The 19,192-nt window shown below is 74.9% G+C and carries 16 protein-coding genes; 8 read left to right on the top strand and 8 right to left on the bottom strand.

The window, feature by feature from the left end:
* Positions 1 to 105: 105 nt before the first annotated feature.
* From AC07BF_RS00535 to AC07BF_RS00525, 3 genes are all read right to left on the bottom strand, one after another.
* A complete protein-coding gene (locus AC07BF_RS00535; protein WP_363586494.1) occupies positions 106 to 1,302 on the bottom strand; it encodes an RICIN domain-containing protein in 1,197 nt (398 codons plus the stop codon).
* A gap of 232 nt (positions 1,303 to 1,534) precedes the next feature.
* Positions 1,535 to 2,605 (bottom strand): TolB family protein, encoded by a 1,071-nt coding sequence (locus tag AC07BF_RS00530; protein WP_478332688.1) that lies wholly within the window; start codon positions 2,603 to 2,605, stop codon positions 1,535 to 1,537.
* Between the two features lie 145 nt (positions 2,606 to 2,750).
* Positions 2,751 to 3,221: a nuclear transport factor 2 family protein gene (locus AC07BF_RS00525; RefSeq protein WP_363586492.1), complete on the bottom strand. Its 471-nt coding sequence runs from the start codon at positions 3,219 to 3,221 to the stop codon at positions 2,751 to 2,753.
* A 101-nt stretch (positions 3,222 to 3,322) separates the two neighbouring features.
* Between AC07BF_RS00525 and AC07BF_RS00520 the strand changes: the two genes are divergently transcribed.
* Positions 3,323 to 3,892: a TetR/AcrR family transcriptional regulator gene (locus AC07BF_RS00520; protein WP_363586491.1), complete on the top strand. Its 570-nt coding sequence runs from the start codon at positions 3,323 to 3,325 to the stop codon at positions 3,890 to 3,892.
* 15 nt (positions 3,893 to 3,907) lie between these two features.
* Here the strand turns inward: AC07BF_RS00520 and AC07BF_RS00515 are convergent, their stop codons facing one another.
* Together AC07BF_RS00515 and AC07BF_RS00510 are read right to left on the bottom strand one after the other, a co-directional pair.
* On the bottom strand, positions 3,908 to 5,194 hold the full coding sequence (locus AC07BF_RS00515) for an ROK family transcriptional regulator (protein WP_478332687.1): 1,287 nt from the start codon (positions 5,192 to 5,194) through the stop codon (positions 3,908 to 3,910).
* Between the two features lie 260 nt (positions 5,195 to 5,454).
* A complete protein-coding gene (locus tag AC07BF_RS00510; protein WP_400805956.1) occupies positions 5,455 to 6,324 on the bottom strand; it encodes a chitosanase in 870 nt (289 codons plus the stop codon).
* 421 nt (positions 6,325 to 6,745) lie between these two features.
* Here AC07BF_RS00510 and AC07BF_RS00505 point away from each other — a divergent pair, with 421 nt between their 5' ends.
* Positions 6,746 to 7,585 (top strand): HAD family hydrolase, encoded by an 840-nt coding sequence (locus AC07BF_RS00505; RefSeq protein WP_363586488.1) that lies wholly within the window; start codon positions 6,746 to 6,748, stop codon positions 7,583 to 7,585.
* 156 nt (positions 7,586 to 7,741) lie between these two features.
* On the opposite strand, the gene AC07BF_RS00500 is transcribed toward AC07BF_RS00505, so the two are convergent.
* Positions 7,742 to 8,947 carry an alginate lyase family protein gene (locus AC07BF_RS00500; protein ID WP_400985041.1) on the bottom strand — a complete coding sequence of 402 codons (1,206 nt, stop codon included), beginning with the start codon at positions 8,945 to 8,947 and terminating at the stop codon, positions 7,742 to 7,744.
* A gap of 187 nt (positions 8,948 to 9,134) precedes the next feature.
* Between AC07BF_RS00500 and AC07BF_RS00495 the strand changes: the two genes are divergently transcribed.
* The gene (locus tag AC07BF_RS00495) at positions 9,135 to 9,302 is read left to right on the top strand and encodes a hypothetical protein (protein ID WP_350879489.1); all 168 of its coding nucleotides are present in this window, start codon (positions 9,135 to 9,137) and stop codon (positions 9,300 to 9,302) included.
* Between the two features lie 190 nt (positions 9,303 to 9,492).
* Here the strand turns inward: AC07BF_RS00495 and AC07BF_RS00490 are convergent, their stop codons facing one another.
* Positions 9,493 to 10,812, bottom strand: a complete 1,320-nt coding sequence (locus AC07BF_RS00490) for a proline-rich domain-containing protein (RefSeq protein WP_478317689.1) — start codon at positions 10,810 to 10,812, stop codon at positions 9,493 to 9,495.
* A 263-nt stretch (positions 10,813 to 11,075) separates the two neighbouring features.
* Here AC07BF_RS00490 and AC07BF_RS00485 point away from each other — a divergent pair, with 263 nt between their 5' ends.
* The 3 genes from AC07BF_RS00485 to AC07BF_RS00475 are packed head-to-tail and all read left to right on the top strand — an operon-like array spanning position 11,076 to position 13,828.
* Positions 11,076 to 11,639: a helix-turn-helix domain-containing protein gene (locus AC07BF_RS00485; RefSeq protein ID WP_363630482.1), complete on the top strand. Its 564-nt coding sequence runs from the start codon at positions 11,076 to 11,078 to the stop codon at positions 11,637 to 11,639.
* Positions 11,636 to 13,114, top strand: a complete 1,479-nt coding sequence (locus tag AC07BF_RS00480; protein ID WP_363586484.1) for an MFS transporter — start codon at positions 11,636 to 11,638, stop codon at positions 13,112 to 13,114. The genes AC07BF_RS00485 and AC07BF_RS00480 overlap by 4 nt, the downstream gene beginning before the upstream one ends.
* Positions 13,115 to 13,141: 27 nt before the next feature.
* On the top strand, positions 13,142 to 13,828 hold the full coding sequence (locus AC07BF_RS00475) for an alpha/beta fold hydrolase (protein WP_478332686.1): 687 nt from the start codon (positions 13,142 to 13,144) through the stop codon (positions 13,826 to 13,828).
* A 47-nt stretch (positions 13,829 to 13,875) separates the two neighbouring features.
* On the opposite strand, the gene AC07BF_RS00470 is transcribed toward AC07BF_RS00475, so the two are convergent.
* Positions 13,876 to 15,315 carry a DUF2252 domain-containing protein gene (locus AC07BF_RS00470; RefSeq protein WP_478332724.1) on the bottom strand — a complete coding sequence of 480 codons (1,440 nt, stop codon included), beginning with the start codon at positions 15,313 to 15,315 and terminating at the stop codon, positions 13,876 to 13,878.
* A 307-nt stretch (positions 15,316 to 15,622) separates the two neighbouring features.
* On the opposite strand from AC07BF_RS00470, the gene AC07BF_RS00465 reads away from it, so the two are divergent.
* Positions 15,623 to 16,639, top strand: coding sequence for a LacI family DNA-binding transcriptional regulator (locus tag AC07BF_RS00465; protein WP_478332685.1), 1,017 nt, complete (start codon positions 15,623 to 15,625; stop codon positions 16,637 to 16,639).
* Positions 16,640 to 16,740: 101 nt separating this feature from the next.
* On the top strand, positions 16,741 to 19,191 hold the full coding sequence (locus AC07BF_RS00460; protein ID WP_478332684.1) for a polysaccharide lyase 8 family protein: 2,451 nt from the start codon (positions 16,741 to 16,743) through the stop codon (positions 19,189 to 19,191).
* Position 19,192: the final 1 nt, after the last annotated feature.

The raw sequence follows: 19,192 nt of genomic DNA, 5'->3' as shown, positions 1-19,192 counted from the left end.
CCTTGATTCCCCCCCCCCCCCCTCTCCCCCCTCTCCCCCCCCCCCCCCCCCCCCCCCCCCCCCCCCCCCCCCCCCCCCCCCCCCCCCTCCGCCCCGGCGCCATGGCTAGCGGGTGATGGTCCACTGCTGCTCGGCGGAGCCGTCGCAGGTCCACACCCCGAGCTCCTTGTCGTCCTCGTGGTAGGTCAGGCAGTCCTGGTCGCTGATCCGGATCACGTACCGGTCGCCCGAGACGTTCTTCACCTCCCACTTCTGCTCCGAAGAGCCCTTCCACCCCTTGGTGTTGGCGAAGTAGGTGCCGGTGTTCTCGGTGAGGTCCCGCCCGAGTGCGTTGGTGATCCGGTAGCGGCCGCCGCCCGCGTCGCGGAACGTCCAGGTGCCGCCCGCGTCGCCCGGCTTCCCGGCGATCACCGAGGCGCCCTCGCCGGAGCCGGTGGCGACGGCGCCGAGGTTGTTGACGGTCCGCAGGTGCACGGGTGTGTTGAGCGCGGGCCGGCCGGAGCCGGTGGGGGTGCCGGTGCCGGGCTTGGTGCCGGGCTCGGCCGGCTCACCGGGCTTGCCGGTGTGCGGAGGCCTGGCCGGCGTGGCGGGCACCCCGGGGTCGTACGGCGTGCCGGGGTCCTGCGGCATCGCGGGGACGATCTGGGTGGCCGGCAGCCCGCCCGGCGCGGGAGTGCCCGGGTCCCTCGGCACGCCGGGGAACGCCATCGGGGAGAAGTTCACGACGCCGTCGGTGTGGTTGTAGCGCTGGCCGGCGCTGCCCGTGCCCCTCGGGTACGTCCAGGTGTGCTCGCGGGTGGTCCGGTTGAAGAGGCCGTAGAACCCCCAGTTGCCCCAGCCGCCGTCGAAGCCGTTGGCGAAGCTGCCGCCGCCGGAGAAGACCCAGATCCGGTAGGTCTGGTCCTCGCGCGAGGTCTTGTCGTGGTAGTCGACGTCGTACGTGAAGGCGACGTTCTGGAAGCTCTGTTCGTAGTTGTGGACGTACCAGGGGTCTCCGAAGGCGTTGTCGCCCTTGATGTTGAAGACCATGATGTTGTAGCTGCCGCCGGTCGCCTTGATCAGCATGTCGAGCGTGTCCTGGACGAACTCGCCGCGGGCCCGGTTCTTGACCTCCGAGGTGTGCTGCGCCGCCTGGATGCACCACACCAGGCTGGTCGAGCCGGGAGTCACCGCGTTGGCGGCGTTGCAGTTCTCCTGGGCCGGGTCGTACGAGCCGTCGGCCATCGCGGGCCCCGCCAGGCCGAGGACGGCCACGGCACTCATTCCTGCGGCCAGGGCCGACAGCTTCTTCGTCGAACGCACGTGCTCTCCTTGCGAGTTCTGTGATGGGCGGGACAAAATATGGCATTCCGGTCAGCCGATCAGTGCCACTTTGTCTCGATCCATACGCATCCCTTGCGTAGGCCTGACGCCTGCGGTGCGCCGGCCCGAACCCGTGCGGGCGATTTCTCAAGCCCCTTGTGAAGGACGGATGATCGGGCCGCCCGGGTTCAACGGGCCACGTCCGTCGATCACGCTGCCCGATCCCGGGGGCTCACGGCCGGTAGGCGGGGAGGCCCTTGACGGTGGAGACCTGGGCCGGGGCGGCGGAGCCGTCGGCGGGGAGGGTGCTGACGCCGTCGGGGGTGCGGGCCGCGATGGTCCGGCCGTCGGGGGACCACGCGGGTTCGGTGTAGTCGGTGGCGGCGGCGGGGGTGAGGTCCTTCTCGTCCTTCTGGTCGATCCGGCTGGAGCGGGTGAACAGGTGGTCGTGCCCGTCGACGGAGCGGACGAAGACGACGTGCTCGCCGTCGGGGGAGAGGGCCGGCTGGGAGCCCTGGCCCAGGTCGCGGGTGGCGGGGCGGATGTAGTCGTCGTAGAGGTAGACCTCGTCGGCGGGGGTGTTGGCGTAGACGATCTCGCCGTGCCGGCCGCCGGCGTCGGCCCAGGTGTTGCCGGTCTGCGGCGGCTGCGGCATGTTCGCGTTGCCGTCCAGGGAGGTGTGCGGGGTGAGCACCTCGGGGGTGCCGCCGACGGCCTTGGTGGGGATCTTCTCCAGGCGCAGGACGCCGCCCTTGGCGGCGGCGAAGACGATGGTGTCGAAGCGTTCGGCGGATTCGGGGAGGTCGCTGGGGCCCTGCGCGGCGTGCTGCCAGGTGGGGTGGGACCAGGTCTCGCCGCCGGGGGCCGTGGCGAGGGTGGCCTTCGCGCCGCCGTCGGGGTCGGCGACGACGAGGTCGCCGTTCCCGTCGATGAAGGCCGCCCTCCTGCCGTCGGGGGACCAGGCGAGGTCGCGGACGACGGTGCCGAAGTCGACGGTGGTGCCGTTCATCGCGACGGCCCGGGTGCCGGTGCTGATGGTCAGGTGGTTGGCGGCGCTGGTGCCGTTGACCTCCTTGGCACCCGGCGTGGGGGTACCCGGCGTGGGGGTGCTCGGCGTGGGGGTGCTCGGGTGGGTGGAGCCGCCCGGGGCCGGGGTCCCCGGAGCGGTGGCGCCGGGCGCCGCGCTGCCGGGGGCGGCGGTCGGGTCCGAGCCGGCGTTGTCGGGGCCGCAGGCGGAGAGCAGGACGGCGCCGACGGTGGTCATCACGGCGAGCGCGGCGGTGGTGCCGAATCTGTTGCGCACGGACATTTCCAGGTCCCCCTCGGGTGCTGTTCGCGTTCGAGGAGGAGCATCCCAGGGGGAGTTCAGCGGCCGGTGCGAGCCGTGTCACGGTCGTGGAACAACAGCCGCCCCGGCCGCCCTGCCGGGAGCGGAGCCTGATGCCGGGTCAGAGTCCGAGGGCGGTGAGGCCGGGGTGGTCGTCGGGGCGCCGGCCGAGCGGCCAGTGGAAGAGACGTTCGGCGGCGGTGATCGACAGGTCGTTGATGGCGGCGTGGCGGTGTGCCATCAGGCCGTCGCGGTCGAACTCCCAGTTCTCGTTGCCGTAGGAGCGGTACCACTGGCCGGAGTCGTCGTGCCACTCGTAGGCGAACCGGACGGCGATGCGGTCGCCGTCGTGCGCCCACAGCTCCTTGACGAGGCGGTAGTCGAGTTCGCGGTGCCACTTGCGGGTGAGGAAGTCGGCGATCTGCTCGCGTCCGGTGAGGAACTCGGTGCGGTTGCGCCACCGGCTGTCGGGCGTGTAGGCGAGGGCGACGCGGTGGGGGTCGCGGGTGTTCCAGGCGTCCTCGGCGGCGCGGACCTTCCGTCGGGCGGTCTCCGGGGTGAACGGGGGCAGGGGAGGGCGCTGTTCGGTCACGGGGTCTCCTCGGGTTCGGCGGAGCCGACGGCGAGAACGGTCGTTCTCGCCGTAGCGGCTACCCTAGGAGAACCATCGTTCTCACGCAAAGGGCACGGCAGATGGACCAGCACGACCCGCGGGGCCTGATCCTCGACGCGGCCGAGGAGCTGTTCTACGGGCAGGGCATCCAGGCGGTCGGCATGGACGCCGTCCGGGCGGCCTCCGGCCTGACGATGCGCCGGCTCTACCAGCAGTTCCCGTCCAAGGACGACCTGGTCGAGGCGTACCTACGGCGCCGGGACGGGCGCTGGCGGGCGAACCTCGCCGCCTACGTGGCCGGCGCCGCCACGCCGCCGCGCGACCAGCTGCTCGCCGTCTTCGACTGGCTCGGTCGCTGGTTCGCCGAACCCGGCTTCCGGGGCTGCGCGTTCGTCAACTCCTTCGGCGAGCTGGGCGCCGTCTCACCGGCGGTCGCGGCGACCGCCCGGCAGCACAAGGAGGAGTTCAACGCCTACCTCGTCTGCCTGGCCGAGGCCGCCGGCGCCCCGCCCGCCACCGCCGCCCAGCTGGCGCTGCTCGCCGAGGGGGCCATGACCACCGCCGCCGTGCACGGCGACCCGAGCGCCGCCGCCGATGCCAAGGCAGCCGCCCGCGTACTGCTGGACGCCGCCCTGTCCGCCCGCACCTGACGGACCGGGGGGCCGTCAGCCCGGGACGGGGGCCGTGCGCCGCTCGAAGACCTCGGGGCGGGCCGCCTCCAGGGCGGTGGCGACGGCGCCCAGCAGGACGGCGTCCTGGCCGAGCCGGCTCGGCTCCAGCCGGGGCCGCAGCGGGGAGCGTTCGTACAGGGCCTGCTCCAGCGGGCGCAGCAGCAGGTCGGCGCTGCGCCCGATGCCGCCGCCGAGGACGATCACGTCCGGGTCGAGCAGCGCGGCGACGACGGCGAGGACGTAGCCCAGGCGGTCCACTTCCTGCCGGACGGCCTCGACCGCGGCGGGCTCGCCGAGCCGGGCCCGGGTGAACACCTTCTCGGCGGTGAGCGGCCGCCGCATCCCGAGGTCGAGGGCGGTGCGCACCACGGCGTCGGCGGAGACGGTCTCCTCCAGGGTGGTGCCGGTGCCGGTGCCGGTGCCGGTGTTGGTGTTGGTGTTGGTGTTGGTGGTGGAGGTGCAGCCCGGCAGGCGCAGCAGCCCGAGTTCGCCGGCCGCGCCGTGCGCCCCCGTCAGCAGTTCGCCGTCCTTGACCACACCCAGGCCGAGTCCGGTGCCGACCAGCAGGTAGACGAAGACCCGGCTGCCCGCGCCCGCGCCGTAGGTGTACTCGCCGACGGCGGCGAGGTTGGCGTCGTTGGCGACGGCGACGGTGGTGCCCAGGCCGTCGGCTATTCGGTCGAACAGGCCGGGGCGGCCCCAGCCGGGCAGGCTGGCGGCGAGTCTGACACTGCGTCTGCGCTCGTCCCAGACCCCGGGCGTGCCGGCCACGGTGTGGGCGACGGCGGTGCCGGGCAGGCCCGCCTCGGCGATGGCCTCGCGGGCGGCCGCGACGACGGCGTCGGCGACGGCGTTGGCCGAGCGGCCGCGGTTGGGCAGGTCGCGGCGGGCGACGACGCATCCGGACAGGTCGGCGACGGCGACCCGCAGCCGGGCCCGGCCGATGTCGAGCCCGAGGACGTGCCCGGCGGCCGGGTCGGTCTCGTACAGGACGGCGGTGCGGCCGCGCTCGGGGGCGAACCGGCCGGCCTCGCGGGCGAGTCCGGCGAGTTCGAGGGTGGCCAGCGCGGTGGAGACGGTCGGCTTGGACAGCCCGGTGTCGCGGGCGAGTTGGGCCCGGGAGAGCGGGCCGTGCCGGCGCAGCCGCTCCAGCAGGAGCCACTCGTTGTTGCTCCGGAGCCGCTGCCGGTTCCACGGCTGTTGTCCAGGCCCTGACAGTGGAGCGAGGGTGGCGGGCTGCGGCGCCCCGTCCGTGGCCGTAGTCCGTCCTGCTGTGCTCATTCGGTCGATCGTAGGGCACTCGTCAGCCGACGAACGAGGACGGACGGTGAGAGGACGGGCGGTGAGCGGATCGGCGGAGTGGAGGAGTGGAAGCGCGGACCGCCGGTGGCGGCGGGGAGTCCCGGCTCCCTGCCGCCACCGGCGGTCGGATCGCCCGGCGCGGCCGCGCTCCGCCGGGGTCGGGGAGTCCGGCGGCGGGCCTCGCCGGGCCGGGGTCCGGTCCCACACACCGGACCCCGGGCTCGACGGGTGCGGGTGGGTCAGTCGATGGTGTAGCCGGAGCCGAAGGCGGTGACGCTGAGCGGGCCGTCCAGGTTGTAGTTGCCGGTGGCGGCGATTCGGCGCAGGCACTCGACCCGGTCGACGGACTTGCTCCATTCGGCGGCGGTGGAGGAGTTGGCCGGGTTGGTGAGGTCGTCGACGCGGACGTCGAAGAAGGCGTTCAGCCAGGTGCTCTCGCCGGCGCCGGACGGCGAGCCGACCTTGGCGTTGGTGCGGCTGATGAGGGCGGGCAGGGCGTCGTACTCGCTGCCGTTGCCGTGCTGGATGGAGGCGTCGTACAACTCGGCGCGGGCGAGGGCGGTGGTGAGGCCGAGCTGGTCGGCCTGGTTCATGGCGGGGGTGAAGTAGCGCTGGTCGACCTGGTCGTCCTGGACCTGCCGGAAGGTGGCGTCCTGGGCGGCCTGCTTCCAGGCGGCGACGTAGTCGCTCTCGGGCAGGCCGCTGGTGTCGCCGCTGCCGGCGGCGGCCAGGCGCTCCAGCTCGGGGATGAAGCGGGCGAGCGGGTTGTCGGGGGAGACGGCGGTGTAGGCGCGGACGACCTTGAGCGCGTCGCCGTCGTTGGTGGTGAAGCCGGCGCGGCCGGCGGTGACGCCGCGGCCGTCGTTGATGTTCTCGGCGTAGCCGTACTGGAGTTCGGTGGTGCTGTTCTCGAAGATGCTGATCAGCTGGTCGGCCCGGCGGTGCTGATCGGGGGTCAGGCCGCCTGCGGACGCCCGCTGCACGGCCGCGGCGGTCGCCCGGGCGGGGGCGGCGGACGCCGAGGCGGAGGTGGCGGCCCAGGCCGCACCGGCGACCAGGGCGGCTGCCGCGGTGGCGGCGGCGAGGCGTCGAGTTCGGGAAACTCGCATGGGTGTGCTCCGATCTCCGGGGCGGTGCCGCCGGAGGCAGTGGGGGGTGGCGCGCCGGCCGACCGGGCGCTGTGGGGGCAAGAGCGCGAGCTCGCGGCAGCAGAGTACGGTCTGCGGTCGGTGACGGTCTATAAGGTAAGGAAAGTTTCCTAATAAAATTACTTCGGTCTCGGAGGCGGTGCTCGGTCGTCGCCGATCGGGCCACCCCGGTGATACCGTCCGAGCGTCTGGCGACCGACTGCCCGGCCACCGCCGGGCCCGGCCCGCGAGCTCCCTGCACCGCCGACCCGGGTGCCCCGCGCGCACGCACACACCGCGTGCCCGCCGCGTGCGCACCGCCTGCGCCGTACGCGCGCGTATTGGACACGTCCCCGCGCCCGGCCGCCCCACCGAAACCCCGACCAGCACGGAGCACCGACCCATGAGCCTCCCGAGCACCACCCCACCCACCGTCACCCCGATACGGCCGCCGCGCCTGGTGGCCACCGACCTCGACGGGACGATCGTGCGCGGCGACCGCACCGTCTCGGCCCGTACCGTCGCCGCCCTCGCCCGGGTCGAACGGGCCGGCGGGCTCGTCGTCCTGGTCACCGGCCGCCCGCCGCGCCTGATGGGCGAGATCGCGGCCGCCTTCGGCCACCGGGGCGTGGCGATCTGCTCCAACGGCGCCTTCGGCTACGACATGCGCACCCGCACGGTGATCGCGGAGAACCCGATCCCGGTCGACGTGCTCGGCGAGAGCGCCCGGCGGCTGCGCGAGGCCGTGCCGGGGATCGGGCTGGCCGTCGAGTACGCCCAGGAGCTGGCCGGGGACGCGCACTACGAGGCGGGCGCCTGGGACGCCGACACCGCGGTGCAACGCCTCGACGACACACGGCTGTTCGGCCGCCCGGCGCCCAAGCTGATCGGCCGTCACCCGGAGCTGTCCGCGGACGAGCTGCTGGCGCTGGCCCGTCCGGTGCTCGGCGAGCTGGTGACGGTCTACCACGCGAACGGCGAGCGGCTGGTCGAGGCCGTCGCGAAGGGCGTCAGCAAGGCCGCCGCGCTCGGCGACCTGGCGCGGCGGCGCGGGATCACCCGCGAGCAGGCGGTCGCGTTCGGCGACATGCCCAACGACCTGCCGATGATGGCCTGGGCGGGCACCTCGTACGGCGTCGCCAACGCCCACCCGGAGGTGCTGGCCGCGGTGGACCACGTCATCGGCAGCAACGACGAGGACGGGGTGGCCGCCGTCCTGGAGGGCCTGTTCCCCGAGGGGTGAGTCACGCGCGGAACGGGCGTTCCCGGGAACGCCCGTTCCGGGACCACCTGTTACTGGAAGGCCCGTTCCCGGAACGGACGCTCCCGGGAAGGGAGCAGCCGCGACGGCGGCTCCGGGCGGGTGCACTCCCGGAACCGCCGCTTGCCGCCCGCGCCGTCAGGGCGCGCTGGTGTGGGTCAGGGTCTCCCAGCCGATGAAGTAGTTGGCCCCGAACGGGCTGTGCGCGGCCACGTACTGCTCGGTCTGCGGCATCGCCACGCCCTCGCGCAGGTGGTACTCGTTGTACGCGAGCTGGACGGCCGGGCCGAGGCCGGTCTTCGCCGAGCCGTCGCAGAGCCAGTCCGGCACGTTCGCGCCGTTGTCGTAGGCGGTGTGGAACTCCAGGGCCTTGACCAGCCGTTCACGCCCCTCGCCCCACAGGTCGAGGCCCTGGAGCCGGGCGGTCTCGGCGGTCTGGGCGGCGGCCTCCAGGCCCCAGCCGGTGTGCCCGAAGTCGCGGCAGGTCTCCTGCGAGAGCCCGTCCACGAAGGTCGACTGGCCGGACCAGTACTTCACCAGCGCGGTCTCGCCCTCGATCCCGGCCTTGGGCGGCGGCACCGGCAGATCGCCGTCGGAGGACAGGTAGACGTAGGCGGGCAGGCGCTTGCGCCACATGCCGGCGGCCTGGTCGAACAGGCCGCGGTCGTCGAGGAAGACCGCGATGCCCATCAGGGCGTCGGTCTCGATCAGCTCCCAGTTGCCGTTCTTGCGCGGGCTGCCGGGCGACAGCAGCGGCACGTAGACGGTGCGCAGCATGGTGGCGAAGCGGTCGACCGAGGCGGCCGGCCAGCCCGCCCCGGAGTGGCGGATCAACTCGGCGGCCCGGGACCAGTTGTTGCCCGACCAGCCGGTCTGCAGCGGGGCGTTGCTGTTGGTGTGCTCCTGGATCACGGCCGACCAGGCGTCCATGATCTCGATCGCCTTGTCGGCGTACCGCTGGTCGCGGGTGAGCACCCACTGCAGGGCGTGGGCGTAGGCGGCCATCGCGTCGTCGCGCTCGTCCGAACAGCCGTTGTCGGGGTGGGAGCTGGACCCGCACTCGACGGTGGCGCGCGGCCGGGGCCGCCAGTCCAGCGAGGCGTACTTGCTCGACCGGAGGCCGGCGAAGGCGGACGTCCAGGGTTCGGCCCCGGCCGCCAGCTTGTCCTTGAGGAAGCCGAGTTGCTGGTCGCCGACCAGCACGCCGGGGTGCTGGAAGGCGGCCCGCGGGCTGTGCGGGGCGGGTGCGACGGGTGCGGTGGCCCCGGCCGGTGCGGAGGCGAGCGGGAGCAGGGCGGCGAGTGCCGCCGCGGCGATCAGTGTCCTGGTGCTGCTACGTCCCATGGGGAGGTGTTCCTCTCGCGGGGGAGGCGGTCGAGCGCTGATGTCATGTTAGGAAAGTTGCCTAACATGGGAAGTGAACCACCAACCCCCGCGCGCGCCAAGAGGACCGGCTCCGTTCACCGCCGCACCCGTAGGCGTGCGTTCCGCATTTATCGCCTGTTGATCGTCGGGGCGTAACGTCGGACCCATGAACGAGATGACGGCCGAGTGGCCGGGGGCGGCGCCCGAGGGGCGGATGACGGAGCAGGACACCGAGCGGTTCCGGGAGTTGCTGGCGCGGTTGGAGAACTCGCTGGCGGCGGATCGGACGGCTGACCGGGCGAGGCGACGGGCGGCGGCCGGGTCCGATGCCTGACGGGTCGGAGCGGCGCCCGGTGGTGGTGCTGCCGCTCTGGCGGCGCGGTGAGGCGTACGGGCCGGCTGACCGGCCCGGGGTGCCGCGGGGGCGCTCCGGGCCGGTGGCGGTCGATCAGGTGGCGGTGTCGCAGATGCCGCCGCTGCCGCCGGCGGCGCGGTGGAATCCGGACGGCTGACGGTACGGCACGTCAGCAGCTGCAGTCGCAGCAGTCACAACCATCACAACAGCCACAGCCGTCGCAGCCATCGCAACCGTTGCAGCAATTGCAGGGGTCGCAGCAGTCGGCGCAGTCGCAGTCGTGCCGCTGGCACCAGCCCTCCCGGCGCTCCCGGTTGAACGGGTCGTTGTGCTCGCAGCAGAGCAACTGGCAGGTGCAGGCCATCAGCGCCCACACGGCGCACCCGGCCAGCAGGTTGCGCGGTCGCGGCGGCTTGGCGCCGATCGGGGTGAAGCCGGGGCCCTGGGGCACCCACGGCGGGAGTGGGGTCCGGCCGGGATCCTGACCGGGAGTCTGCCCGGGCGGCGCCTGGCGCGGCGGCGCGTCGTGCGGGTGCTCCCCGGCGGCGTGCGGGTGCCCGCCGGTCGCCGCGTGCGCCGACCCGTCGGCGGCGGGTCCGGCGTTCCGGGTCTGGCAGGCGGCTGCGTGGGCGGCCGGGCCGAAGACCCGCTCGACGGCCCGCTCGGTCTCGTGCGCGAGCAGCAGGTGCACCAGGGCCCGGTCGGTCAGTTCGACCTCGCGCAGCGCGAGCCGGATGCCGTGGACGGCGTCGCGGCACAGGCGTTCGGCTTCGGCGCGCCCGGTGCCGGTGGCGGTCAGCGGGTTCCAGGCGCCGCCGGCGGCGTCGGCGGCCTGGTCCTCGGCGGCGTCGAGGAGGTGGGCGAGCCGGCCGAAGAGCCGGCCGGCCTCGGCGAGTGGGGCGGCGTTGCCGGGGCGCCCGGCGAGGACGGCGGTGTGCGCGAACGCGGCCGAGGTGGCGGTCTCGGTGGGCTCGGTGACCAGCAGGACTGAGCCGCCGGGCGGCAGCGACCGCTCCAACTCGCCCTGCCGGGAGGCGGCTTCGAGGAGTACGCCGGTGTCGAAGCCGACCGTCGAGGCGCTGCCGGCGCTCTGCCGGTCCCACCGCCGGGTGACCGCGCGGGCCCCGACGGCGACCGGGCGGCGGCCGAACACGCCGTCACGGTCCTCGACGTGGTCGCGGATCTTGACCGAGGCGAGGGCGAGCGAGACGGCGGCGGCGAGCCGGGCGCCCTCGCCCCGGGCGACGGAGGCGGTGCGCATGCCGCGCAGCGGGCAGGGCCCGGCGGTGCGCCGCCAGGAGGCGTCCTCGCGGGCGGCCTGGGCCTCGACCAGGACCGAGATGATCAGGCCGTCGTAGTTGGTGGCGGTGCGGGCGAGTTGGCCGTGGTCGTCGCGCAGCGCGAGGCAGAGCCCGCACAGGTGCGCCAGCCACGACGCCTGAAGCCGTTCGGACAGCCGGTGCTTGCACGGTCTGATGATGCCGAACATGGTTCCCCCTCGCCGGTGGGCCGCTGACCAGCCCTGATCCGCCGCACATCATATGATCACCGCCCCTCCCGGGCCGAGGGGGCGGAAGAGTCGAGGCGGCGGAGGAGCCGGAGGAAGGGAGAGGGCGCGAGGAGCGCAGGGGCGCGCACCCGAACGCGGCGCGCCGTCCCGGCCGAGTCCACGCCTCCCGCCCTTCTCCACGCCCCGGCCACAGCGGCCCGCGCCCCTGGGAGTGATCTCATATCCGGGATAGCATCGCGAATATGGGAATCGAGACGGCCGTCGACGAGCGGCTCGCCAACCGGCTCGCCGAATTGAGGCTGGAACGGGGCTGGACGCTGGAGGAACTGGCCCGGCTGGCGGACGTCAGCCGTTCGACGCTGTCGCGCGTCGAACGGGCCGAGGTCAGCCCGACCGCCGCGCTGCTCGGGCGGCTCTGCGCCGTCTACGGGCGGACCATGTCCCGGCTGCTCGCCGAGGTCGAGTCGGCGCCGGCCCGGCTGGTGCGGGCCGCGGACCAGCGGATCTGGCGGGACGAGACCACCGGCTTCGTCCGCCGCTCCGTCTCCCCGCCGCACGGCTCGCTGCGCGCCGAGATCGTCGAGGGCCGGCTGCCCGCCGGCGCCGACATCGCCTACGACCGCCCCTGCCTGGCGGACCTGGAACACCACCTGTGGGTGTTCGAGGGGGTGTTGGAGCTCACCGTCGACGGCGAGCGGCACCTGCTCGGCCCCGGCGACTGCCTGCGCTACGTCTCCGGGACCAGCCGCTTCCGCGCCCCCGGCCCGGACGACGCCCGGTACGCCCTGGTGGTGGTGGAACCGTGAGGCGCCCGAAGACCCGGATAGCCGCCGGGCCCCGCGAGCGCTTCGACGCCGCCGGGCGCCGCGTCCTGCTGGTCTGCGTCGCCGGCGGCTTCACCACGCTGCTCGACCAGTCCGTCCTCAACACCTCCATCCCGGCCCTGCGCGAGAGCCTGCACGCCCAACCCGCCCACCTCCAGTGGATCGTGGCCGGCTACTCGCTCGCCTTCGGCCTGGCACTGATCCCCGGCGGGCGGCTGGGCGACGTCAGGGGCCGCAAGTGGTTCTTCGTCACCGGCCTCACCCTGTTCACCCTGGTCAGCCTGGTCTCGGCGACCGCCACCGCGCCCGAGGTGCTGATCGCCGCCCGGCTGCTCCAGGGCGTGGGCGCCGGACTGGTCAACTCGCAGATGATCGGCACCCTCCAGGACGTGTTCGACGGCCAACTACGGGCCCGCGCCCTCGGCATGTACGCCGTCACGGGCGGGCTGGCCTTCGCGCTCGGCCCGCCGATCGGCGGCGCGGTCCTGGCGGCGGCCGGCCCCGAGCACGGCTGGCGGCTGACCTTCCTGCTCAACGTGCCGTTCGGCCTGGCCACCGTCGCGCTGGCGGTGCGTCACCTGCCCAGGCCGCGCCCGAGTGCCCGGCACGCCGACCTCGACCTGGTCGGCCTGCTGCTGGTCGCCGCGCTCACCCTCGCCCTGATGCTGCCGTTCGTCCAACCGCCGGGCTGGACCGGCTGGCTGGCCTTCGCCGCCGTCGCCGTCCTGCTGCTCGGCGCCCTCGCCTGGTGGCAGCGCCGCTACGCCCGCTCCGGCGGCCACCCGCTGATCCACCCGGCACTCACCCGCTCCGCGCCGTACGCGCTTGGCACCGCGACCGCGATGGCCCAGTTCGGCTCCTCGCTCGCCGCCGGACTGGTGCTCACCATGTTCCTCCAGGACGGCCTCGGGCTCTCCCCGATGGGCGCCGCACTCGTTGCGCTGCCCTCGGCGGTGGCCATGGGCGTCGCCTCCGCGCTGGCCTGGCGGGTGGTGCAGCGCTTCGGGCGGCGCACCATCACCGCGGGCATGACCGGCTCCGCCCTGGTCATGCTGGCGAGCGGACTCGTCGCGCACTGGGCGCCCGCGGCCGTCCTGCCCTGGCTGCTGGCGCTGCTGCAACTGTTCGGCGGCGCCTCGATCGGCGTGATGGGCGCCACCAACCAGGCGTACGTGCTGCGCCACGCGCCCGCCGAGGCGGCCGGGGTGAGCGGGGCCATCCTGCAGATGGCCCAGCGGATCGCGGCGGCGGTCGCGGTCTCGGCGCTGTCCGGCGTCTACCTGCGGCAGACCGCCGGGGGCGGCGACCACCGCTCCGCCTACCTGGCCACCAGCGTGGTGTGCGCGGCGGTCGCCGCCCTCGCCGTCCTGGCCTCGGTGTTCGCCGGCCGGCGGGCGGCCCGGGAGGCGACCGGCGAGCCCGTCGCGGTGAGCCGTGGGCGAACAGCGGTCCGTTAGCGCAGGCCTGCACGTACGGTGGCGGGCATGACCGAGAACCGGATCGTGGACCTGCCCGAGGTGGCGCTCGCCTACCGCGAGAGCGGCCCGCCGGACGGCCCGGCGCTGGTGCTGCTGCACGCCCTCGGGGAGCGCGCCACGGACTGGGACGTCGTCCTGCCGGAGCTCGCCCCCAGGCACCGCGTGTACGCGCTCGACCTGCGCGGCCACGGCGACAGCGGCCGCACCGCCCGGTACGGCCTGGAGGAGATGCGCGACGACGTGCTCGCCTTCCTCGACGCGCTCGGCCTGGCGCGGGTCGACCTGGTCGGCCACTCGATGGGCGGCGTGGTCGGCTACCTGGTCGCCCAGGCCCGGCCGGAGCGGATCGGCCGTCTGGTCCTGGAGGACATCCCGGCACCGCACCCGCGCCCGGCCGGCGCGGTGCCGGACGCGCCGGAGGAGCCGGTGCACTTCGACTGGGCCGTGGTGAAGGCCGTCAAGGCGCAGGTCGACACCCCCGACCCGGCCTGGCTGGCGGGGATGGCCGGGATCACCGCCCGCACCCTGGTGGTCGCGGGTGGCTCGGCGAGCCACGTCCCGCAGGAGCGGCTCGCCGAGCTCGACCGGCTGATCCCGGACTGCCGGATGGTCACCATCGAGGTCGGGCACCTCGTGCACAGTGCCCGGCCCGTCGAGTTCGTCGCCGCGGTGGCGCCGTTCCTGTCCGCCTGACCCGGGCGTCCTGACGCGCGGGCTCCGTTCGGGCCCGGTGCCCCCGGTCAGACGCCGAACTCGGCCGGCAGCCGGCCGGCGCGCACCGCCGCGACCAGGTCGGCGTGGTCGGCCTCGGTCCGGTCCGCGTACGCGACGGCGAAGGCGGCGACCGCCTCGTCCAGCGCCTCGCTCCTGCCGCAGTAGCCGGCCAGCAGGCCGGGGTCGGCGGTGTGCGCGTGCGCCCGGGCCAGCAGGGCGCCGGTGATCCGCGCGTAGTCGTCCAGTTGGCCCGGCAGCAGCGCGGCCGGGTCGACGCTGCCCTTGCGGTTGCGGAACTGCCGGACCTGGTAGGGGAGTCCGTCCACCGTCGTCCAGCCCAGCAGGGTGTCACTGACCACCTGCATGTGCTTCTGCCCGAGCACCACCCGGCGGCCCTCGTGGCCGTCCTGACCGGCCACCGGGTGGCCCGCGCGCTCCAGGTACGGCAGCAGCACGGACGGTCGGGCCTCCTTCACCTGGAGCACCAGCGGCTGGTCCCGGTGGTCGGTGAGCAGCACCACGTACGAGCGGGTGCCGACGCTGCCGGTGCCCACCACCCGGAACGCCACGTCCTGCACCCGGTAGCGGGACAGCAGGGTGCGCACCTCGGCGGGCACCGTCGCCACGTACGGGCCGAGCGACTGCGCGACGGCCCGCGCGGTCGCGTCGGTCACCTCGGTGAGCACCGGCGGAGCGGCCGTGAACCGCCGTCCGCCGTCCGCCGTACGGGCGGTGCTGCGGGCGGCGAACCTGGCGCTGGTGTTGCCCAGCGCCTTCGTGCCGACCTTGCGCAGCACCTCGGCCAGGTCGTGCGCCTCGGTGAAGGAGACCAACTGCTCGTCCGCGACGGCGTTCCAGGCGTCCAGCGCGGGCAGCTTGGCGAGCGTGCGCATCGTCCGGCGGTAGGAGCCGGCCGCGTGCTGGGCGGCCTCCCGGGCGGTGGTCTCGTCGGCCCCGGTCTCGCGGCCGGCCAGCACCAGGCTCGCGGCCAGCCGCTTGAGGTCCCACTCCCACGGGCCGGGCACGGTCTCGTCGAAGTCGTTGATGTCCATCACCAGTTGCCCGCGGGCGTCCCCGTACAGCCCGAAGTTGGCGGCGTGCGCGTCCCCGCACAGCTGGGCGCCGACCCCGGTGTCCGGGGTGCCCGCCAGGTCGGCGGCCATCAGTCCGGCCGAACCGCGCAGGAACGCGAACGGCGTGGCGGCCATCCGCCCCACCCGGATCGGCACCAACGCGGCGATCCGGCCCGCGTTGGACGCCTCGATCGCCTCGACGGCCGTCGGCCGCTCGGGCCCGGGCGAGAACTCCGCGTGCCGTTCCCGGGGGATGCGCCCGCGCAGCGCCTTCCCCCGTTCCCGCGCCCGCCCGCCCCGCCCCGACGCGAACCCGGCCACCGCGAACGCCCGCCGCCCCTGCGGCGCAGCTCCGTCCACACCGGCCACGGCCCCGTCCGCCACCTCGGTCACCTCGGTCACCTGCGTCACCGTTCCCCACCCGTCCCTTCCGGCTCCCACTCGCCCGCGACGTGCGCGAACGGCTTGCAGGGGGAGTGACGTCCGACATCTGACGACGGTTCCTGAGCCCGCCGGACGCGGGACGGCCGGCGAGCAGTCGGCGGAGGTCTCCGGAGGTCTTCGGAGGTCTGCGGAGGCGGGAAGGGCGTCCGCCCGTATCCTCGGGGCACGGCCCGCCGTGGAGGCCGGGCGTGGAGCTGGTCGGGACCGGGGGGCAGCGGTGAGCGACGGGGGGAGAGCCCGGCGGGGCAGGCCCACGGTGAACGACGTGGCGGCGCTGGCGGGCGTGTCGATGGCGACGGTGTCGCGCGTGCTGGCGGGCGACTACCCGGTGGCCGGGGCCACCCGGGAGCGGGTGCTGCGCGCGGTGCGCGACCTCGACTACGTCGTCAACGCGCAGGCGCGGGCGCTGGCCGGCCGGCGGTCCCGGACGGTGGCGATCCTGCTGGGCAACCTCGCGGCGCCCTTCCACAACCGGGTCGCCCACGGCGTGGAGCGGCAGGCGGTGGACGAGGGCTGCCTCTGCCTGGTGGCGGCGACCGACGACGACCCCGACCGCGAACTGACGCTGGTCGAGGAGATGCGGGCGCGCGACGTCGAGGCCGTCGTGCTGGTGGGCGGGGTGGAGGACAGCCCGGGGTACCGCTCCCGGATCGCCCGGCTGGCGCGCATCCTGGACGCGGCCGGCTCCCGGCTGGTGCTCTGCGGCCGGCCGGCCCCGGGGGAGGAGCTGCCGCTGACGGCCGTGCACTACGACAACGCGGGCGGCGCGCGGGCGGCCGTCGACCACCTGCTGGCGCTGGGCCACCGGCGGATCCTCTTCCTCGGCGGACCGGCCGCGACCACCACCACCCGGGAGCGCCTCGCCGGGTACGAGGCCGCGCTGGCGACCCACGGCCTGCGCCGCCCGGCCGAACTGACGGTGGAGGGGTGCCACACCCGGGACGGGGCGCGGGCCTGGCTGCGCCGCCGCCTGGCCCAGGGGCCGCCGGACTTCTCGGCGGTCTTCGCGCACGACGACGACGTGGCGGCCGTCGTGCTGACGGTCCTGCGGGAGCACGGGATCGCCGTGCCCGGACAGGTCTCGGTGGTCGGCTTCAACGACCTGCCCGGGGCCGAGGACCTCAGGCCCGGCCTGACCACCGTGCGCATCCCGCACCTCGACCTCGGCCGCACGGCGCTGCGCCTCGCGCTGCACCGCCCCGGCCCCGAGCCGCAGCGGGCCGTCCTCGCCACCGAACTGGTGCCCCGCGGGTCGACGGGGCCGGTCGGGTAGCCGGCCCTCCGGTCACGGGCCCGTGCCGGAAGCGTTGTCCTCGCGATAGAAAGCGCTTACTCTCCGGTCAGACAAGGGAGTTCGCGAGGAAGGACGGCCCGATGGACAGCTCGTGGACGGAGACCGGTGACCCGGCGGCGATACCGGTCCTGAGCAGGCGCGGACTGCTCAGGACCAGCGCCGCCGCCACCGCCGCGGCGGCCGCGTGGTGGCTCGGCGGGCCCACCGAGGCCCGGGCCGCCGACGGCTACGACGCGATGCGCGCGGCCTGGTCCGAGCAGCTGACCGGCACCGGGTACGACCCGGCCGCGCCGCCGTTCGCCCGCGCGCTCACCGCGCTGGGCGACCAGGCGCGGGGCCACCAGGCCGCGTTGAGCCCGCAGTCCGGGTCGCTCTGGCCCGACCTGCCGGTCGGCTCGGCCTCCGCCGCCGTCACGTCGACGGTCGGGCGGCTTCGGCTCATGGCCCTGGCCCTCACCCGGCCGGCCACCGGCTCGACGGGCGATCCCGGCCTCGGCGCCGCCGTCGCGACCGGCCTGGACTGGGTGCTCCAGCGCTCCTACACCGCCACCACCACGTCGTACGGGAACTGGTGGGACTGGCAGATCGGCGCCCCCCAGGCGCTGCTGGACGTGTGCGTGCTGCTCGGCGACCTCCTGACGGCCGAACGGGCGGCCGCGTGCGGTGCGGCCGTGGACCACTTCGTCCCGTCCACGGTGGTCGACAAGTACACCGGGACCAGCACCGGGGCCAACCGGGTGGACCTGTGCCGGGTGCTCGCGCTGCGCGGTGTCATCGGCCGCTCGGCGGCCCCGGTCGCCGCCGCGCAGCGGGGGCTGTCACCGGTGTTCCGCTATGTGACCACCGGCGACGGGATCTACGCCGACGGCAGCTTCGTCCAGCACACCTGGGTGCCGTACACCGGCAGCTACGGCGAGGTGCTGCTCGGCAGCCTGAGCCGGCTGCTGCGCCTGCTCGCCGGAACGCCCTGGGCCGTCACCGATCCCGCGCTGCGGAACGTCTTCACCGCCGTGGACCGGGGGTTCCTGCCGTTCCTCTTCAACGGCCTGGTGATGGACGGGGTTTCGGGCCGCGCCGTCAGCCGGGGCGTGCAGGCCGGCGACGCGCGGCGGGCCCGCCTGGACGACCACGTGCGCGGTCACGCCCTGCTCGGGGACGTCCTGCGGCTGGCCGACTCCGGGTCGGTGCCGGCCGCCCAGGCGGCGGCCTGGCGCGCCGCCGTGAAGGGCTCCCTCCAGCGCGACCAGGTGCTCCCCTACCTGTCCAACGTCCTCGCCGACATCCCCGAACTCGCCCGCGCACAGGCCCTCCTGGCGGACTCCGGCACCCGGGCGGCGGACGAGGGCACGGGCAGCCGGGTGTTCACCATGGACCGGGCCGTCCACCGCCGGCCCGGCTGGAGCGCGCAGCTCAGCCTGTCCTCGTCCCGGACCGCCTTCTACGAGTGCGGGAACGGCGAGAACCTGCGGGCCTGGCACAGCGGCAGCGGAATGCTCTACTGGTACGGCGGCGAGCAGGGCGACGAGCAGTACAGCGACTCCTTCTGGCCCACCGCCGACCCCTACCGGCTGCCCGGCACCACCGTGTCGACGCGCCCGCTGGCCGACGGGGCCGGCGGCGACTGGGGCCAGGCCCGCCCGGCGACCGCCTGGGCGGGCGGGGCGAGCGACGGCGACTGGTCGGTGGTCGGCCAGGACGTCCGGGGCCTCGGCTCCGCCCTGGTCGGGCGCAAGTCCTGGTTCTGCCTGGACGATTCGATCGTCTGCCTCGGCGCGGGCATCGGCTGCACCGACGGCGTCGCCGTCCGCACGACCGTCGACCACCGCAACCTCGGGGCCCGCGAAGATCGGGAGTTCGTGCTGGACGGCGTCCGCCAGCCCGCCGACCCCGGCTGGAGCCGGAGGGCCGACGGCGTCCGCTGGGCGGCGCTGGCCGGGTCGGGCGCCTGGGTGTTCCCCGACGGCGCCACCCTCGACCTCGCCCGCGAACGGCGGACCGGGGCGTGGGTCGACATCAACCGGGGCGGGGCGCCCGACCCGATCACCCGGACCTACCTGTCGATCGGCCTCGACCACGGCACCGACCCCGTCGACGGGACGTACCACTACGTGCTGATGCCCGGGGCCGGCCCGGACCAGGCGGCGGCCCGCGCGGCGGCCCCGACGGCCACCGTGCTCGCCAACACGGCCGACGCCCAGGCGATCAGCGTGCCCGGACTCGGACTCACCCTCGCCAACTTCTTCGCCCCCGGCACGGTCGGCCCGCTGACCGTCTCCGCCCCCTGCTCCGTCCTGCTTCGCGAGAACGGCGGCGACCTCTCCGTCGCCGTCGCCGACCCCACCCGGAAGGCGGCCACCGTCCAGCTGACGCTGGCGCGGGACGGCTACCGGCTCGCGAGCGGCGGCACCGGCATCACGGTGCTCTCGGACTCCGGGCCGCTGGCGCTGCGCTGCGCGGTGGCGGGCACCGGGGGAGCGAGCCTGTCGGCGGTGTTCCGGCGGGGCGCCGCCTTCCAGCGAGGCGCCGCCTGAC

This window comes from Kitasatospora sp. NPDC043950 (assembly GCF_056435345.1).
This window is presented reverse-complemented; position numbering and strand designations above follow the sequence as displayed.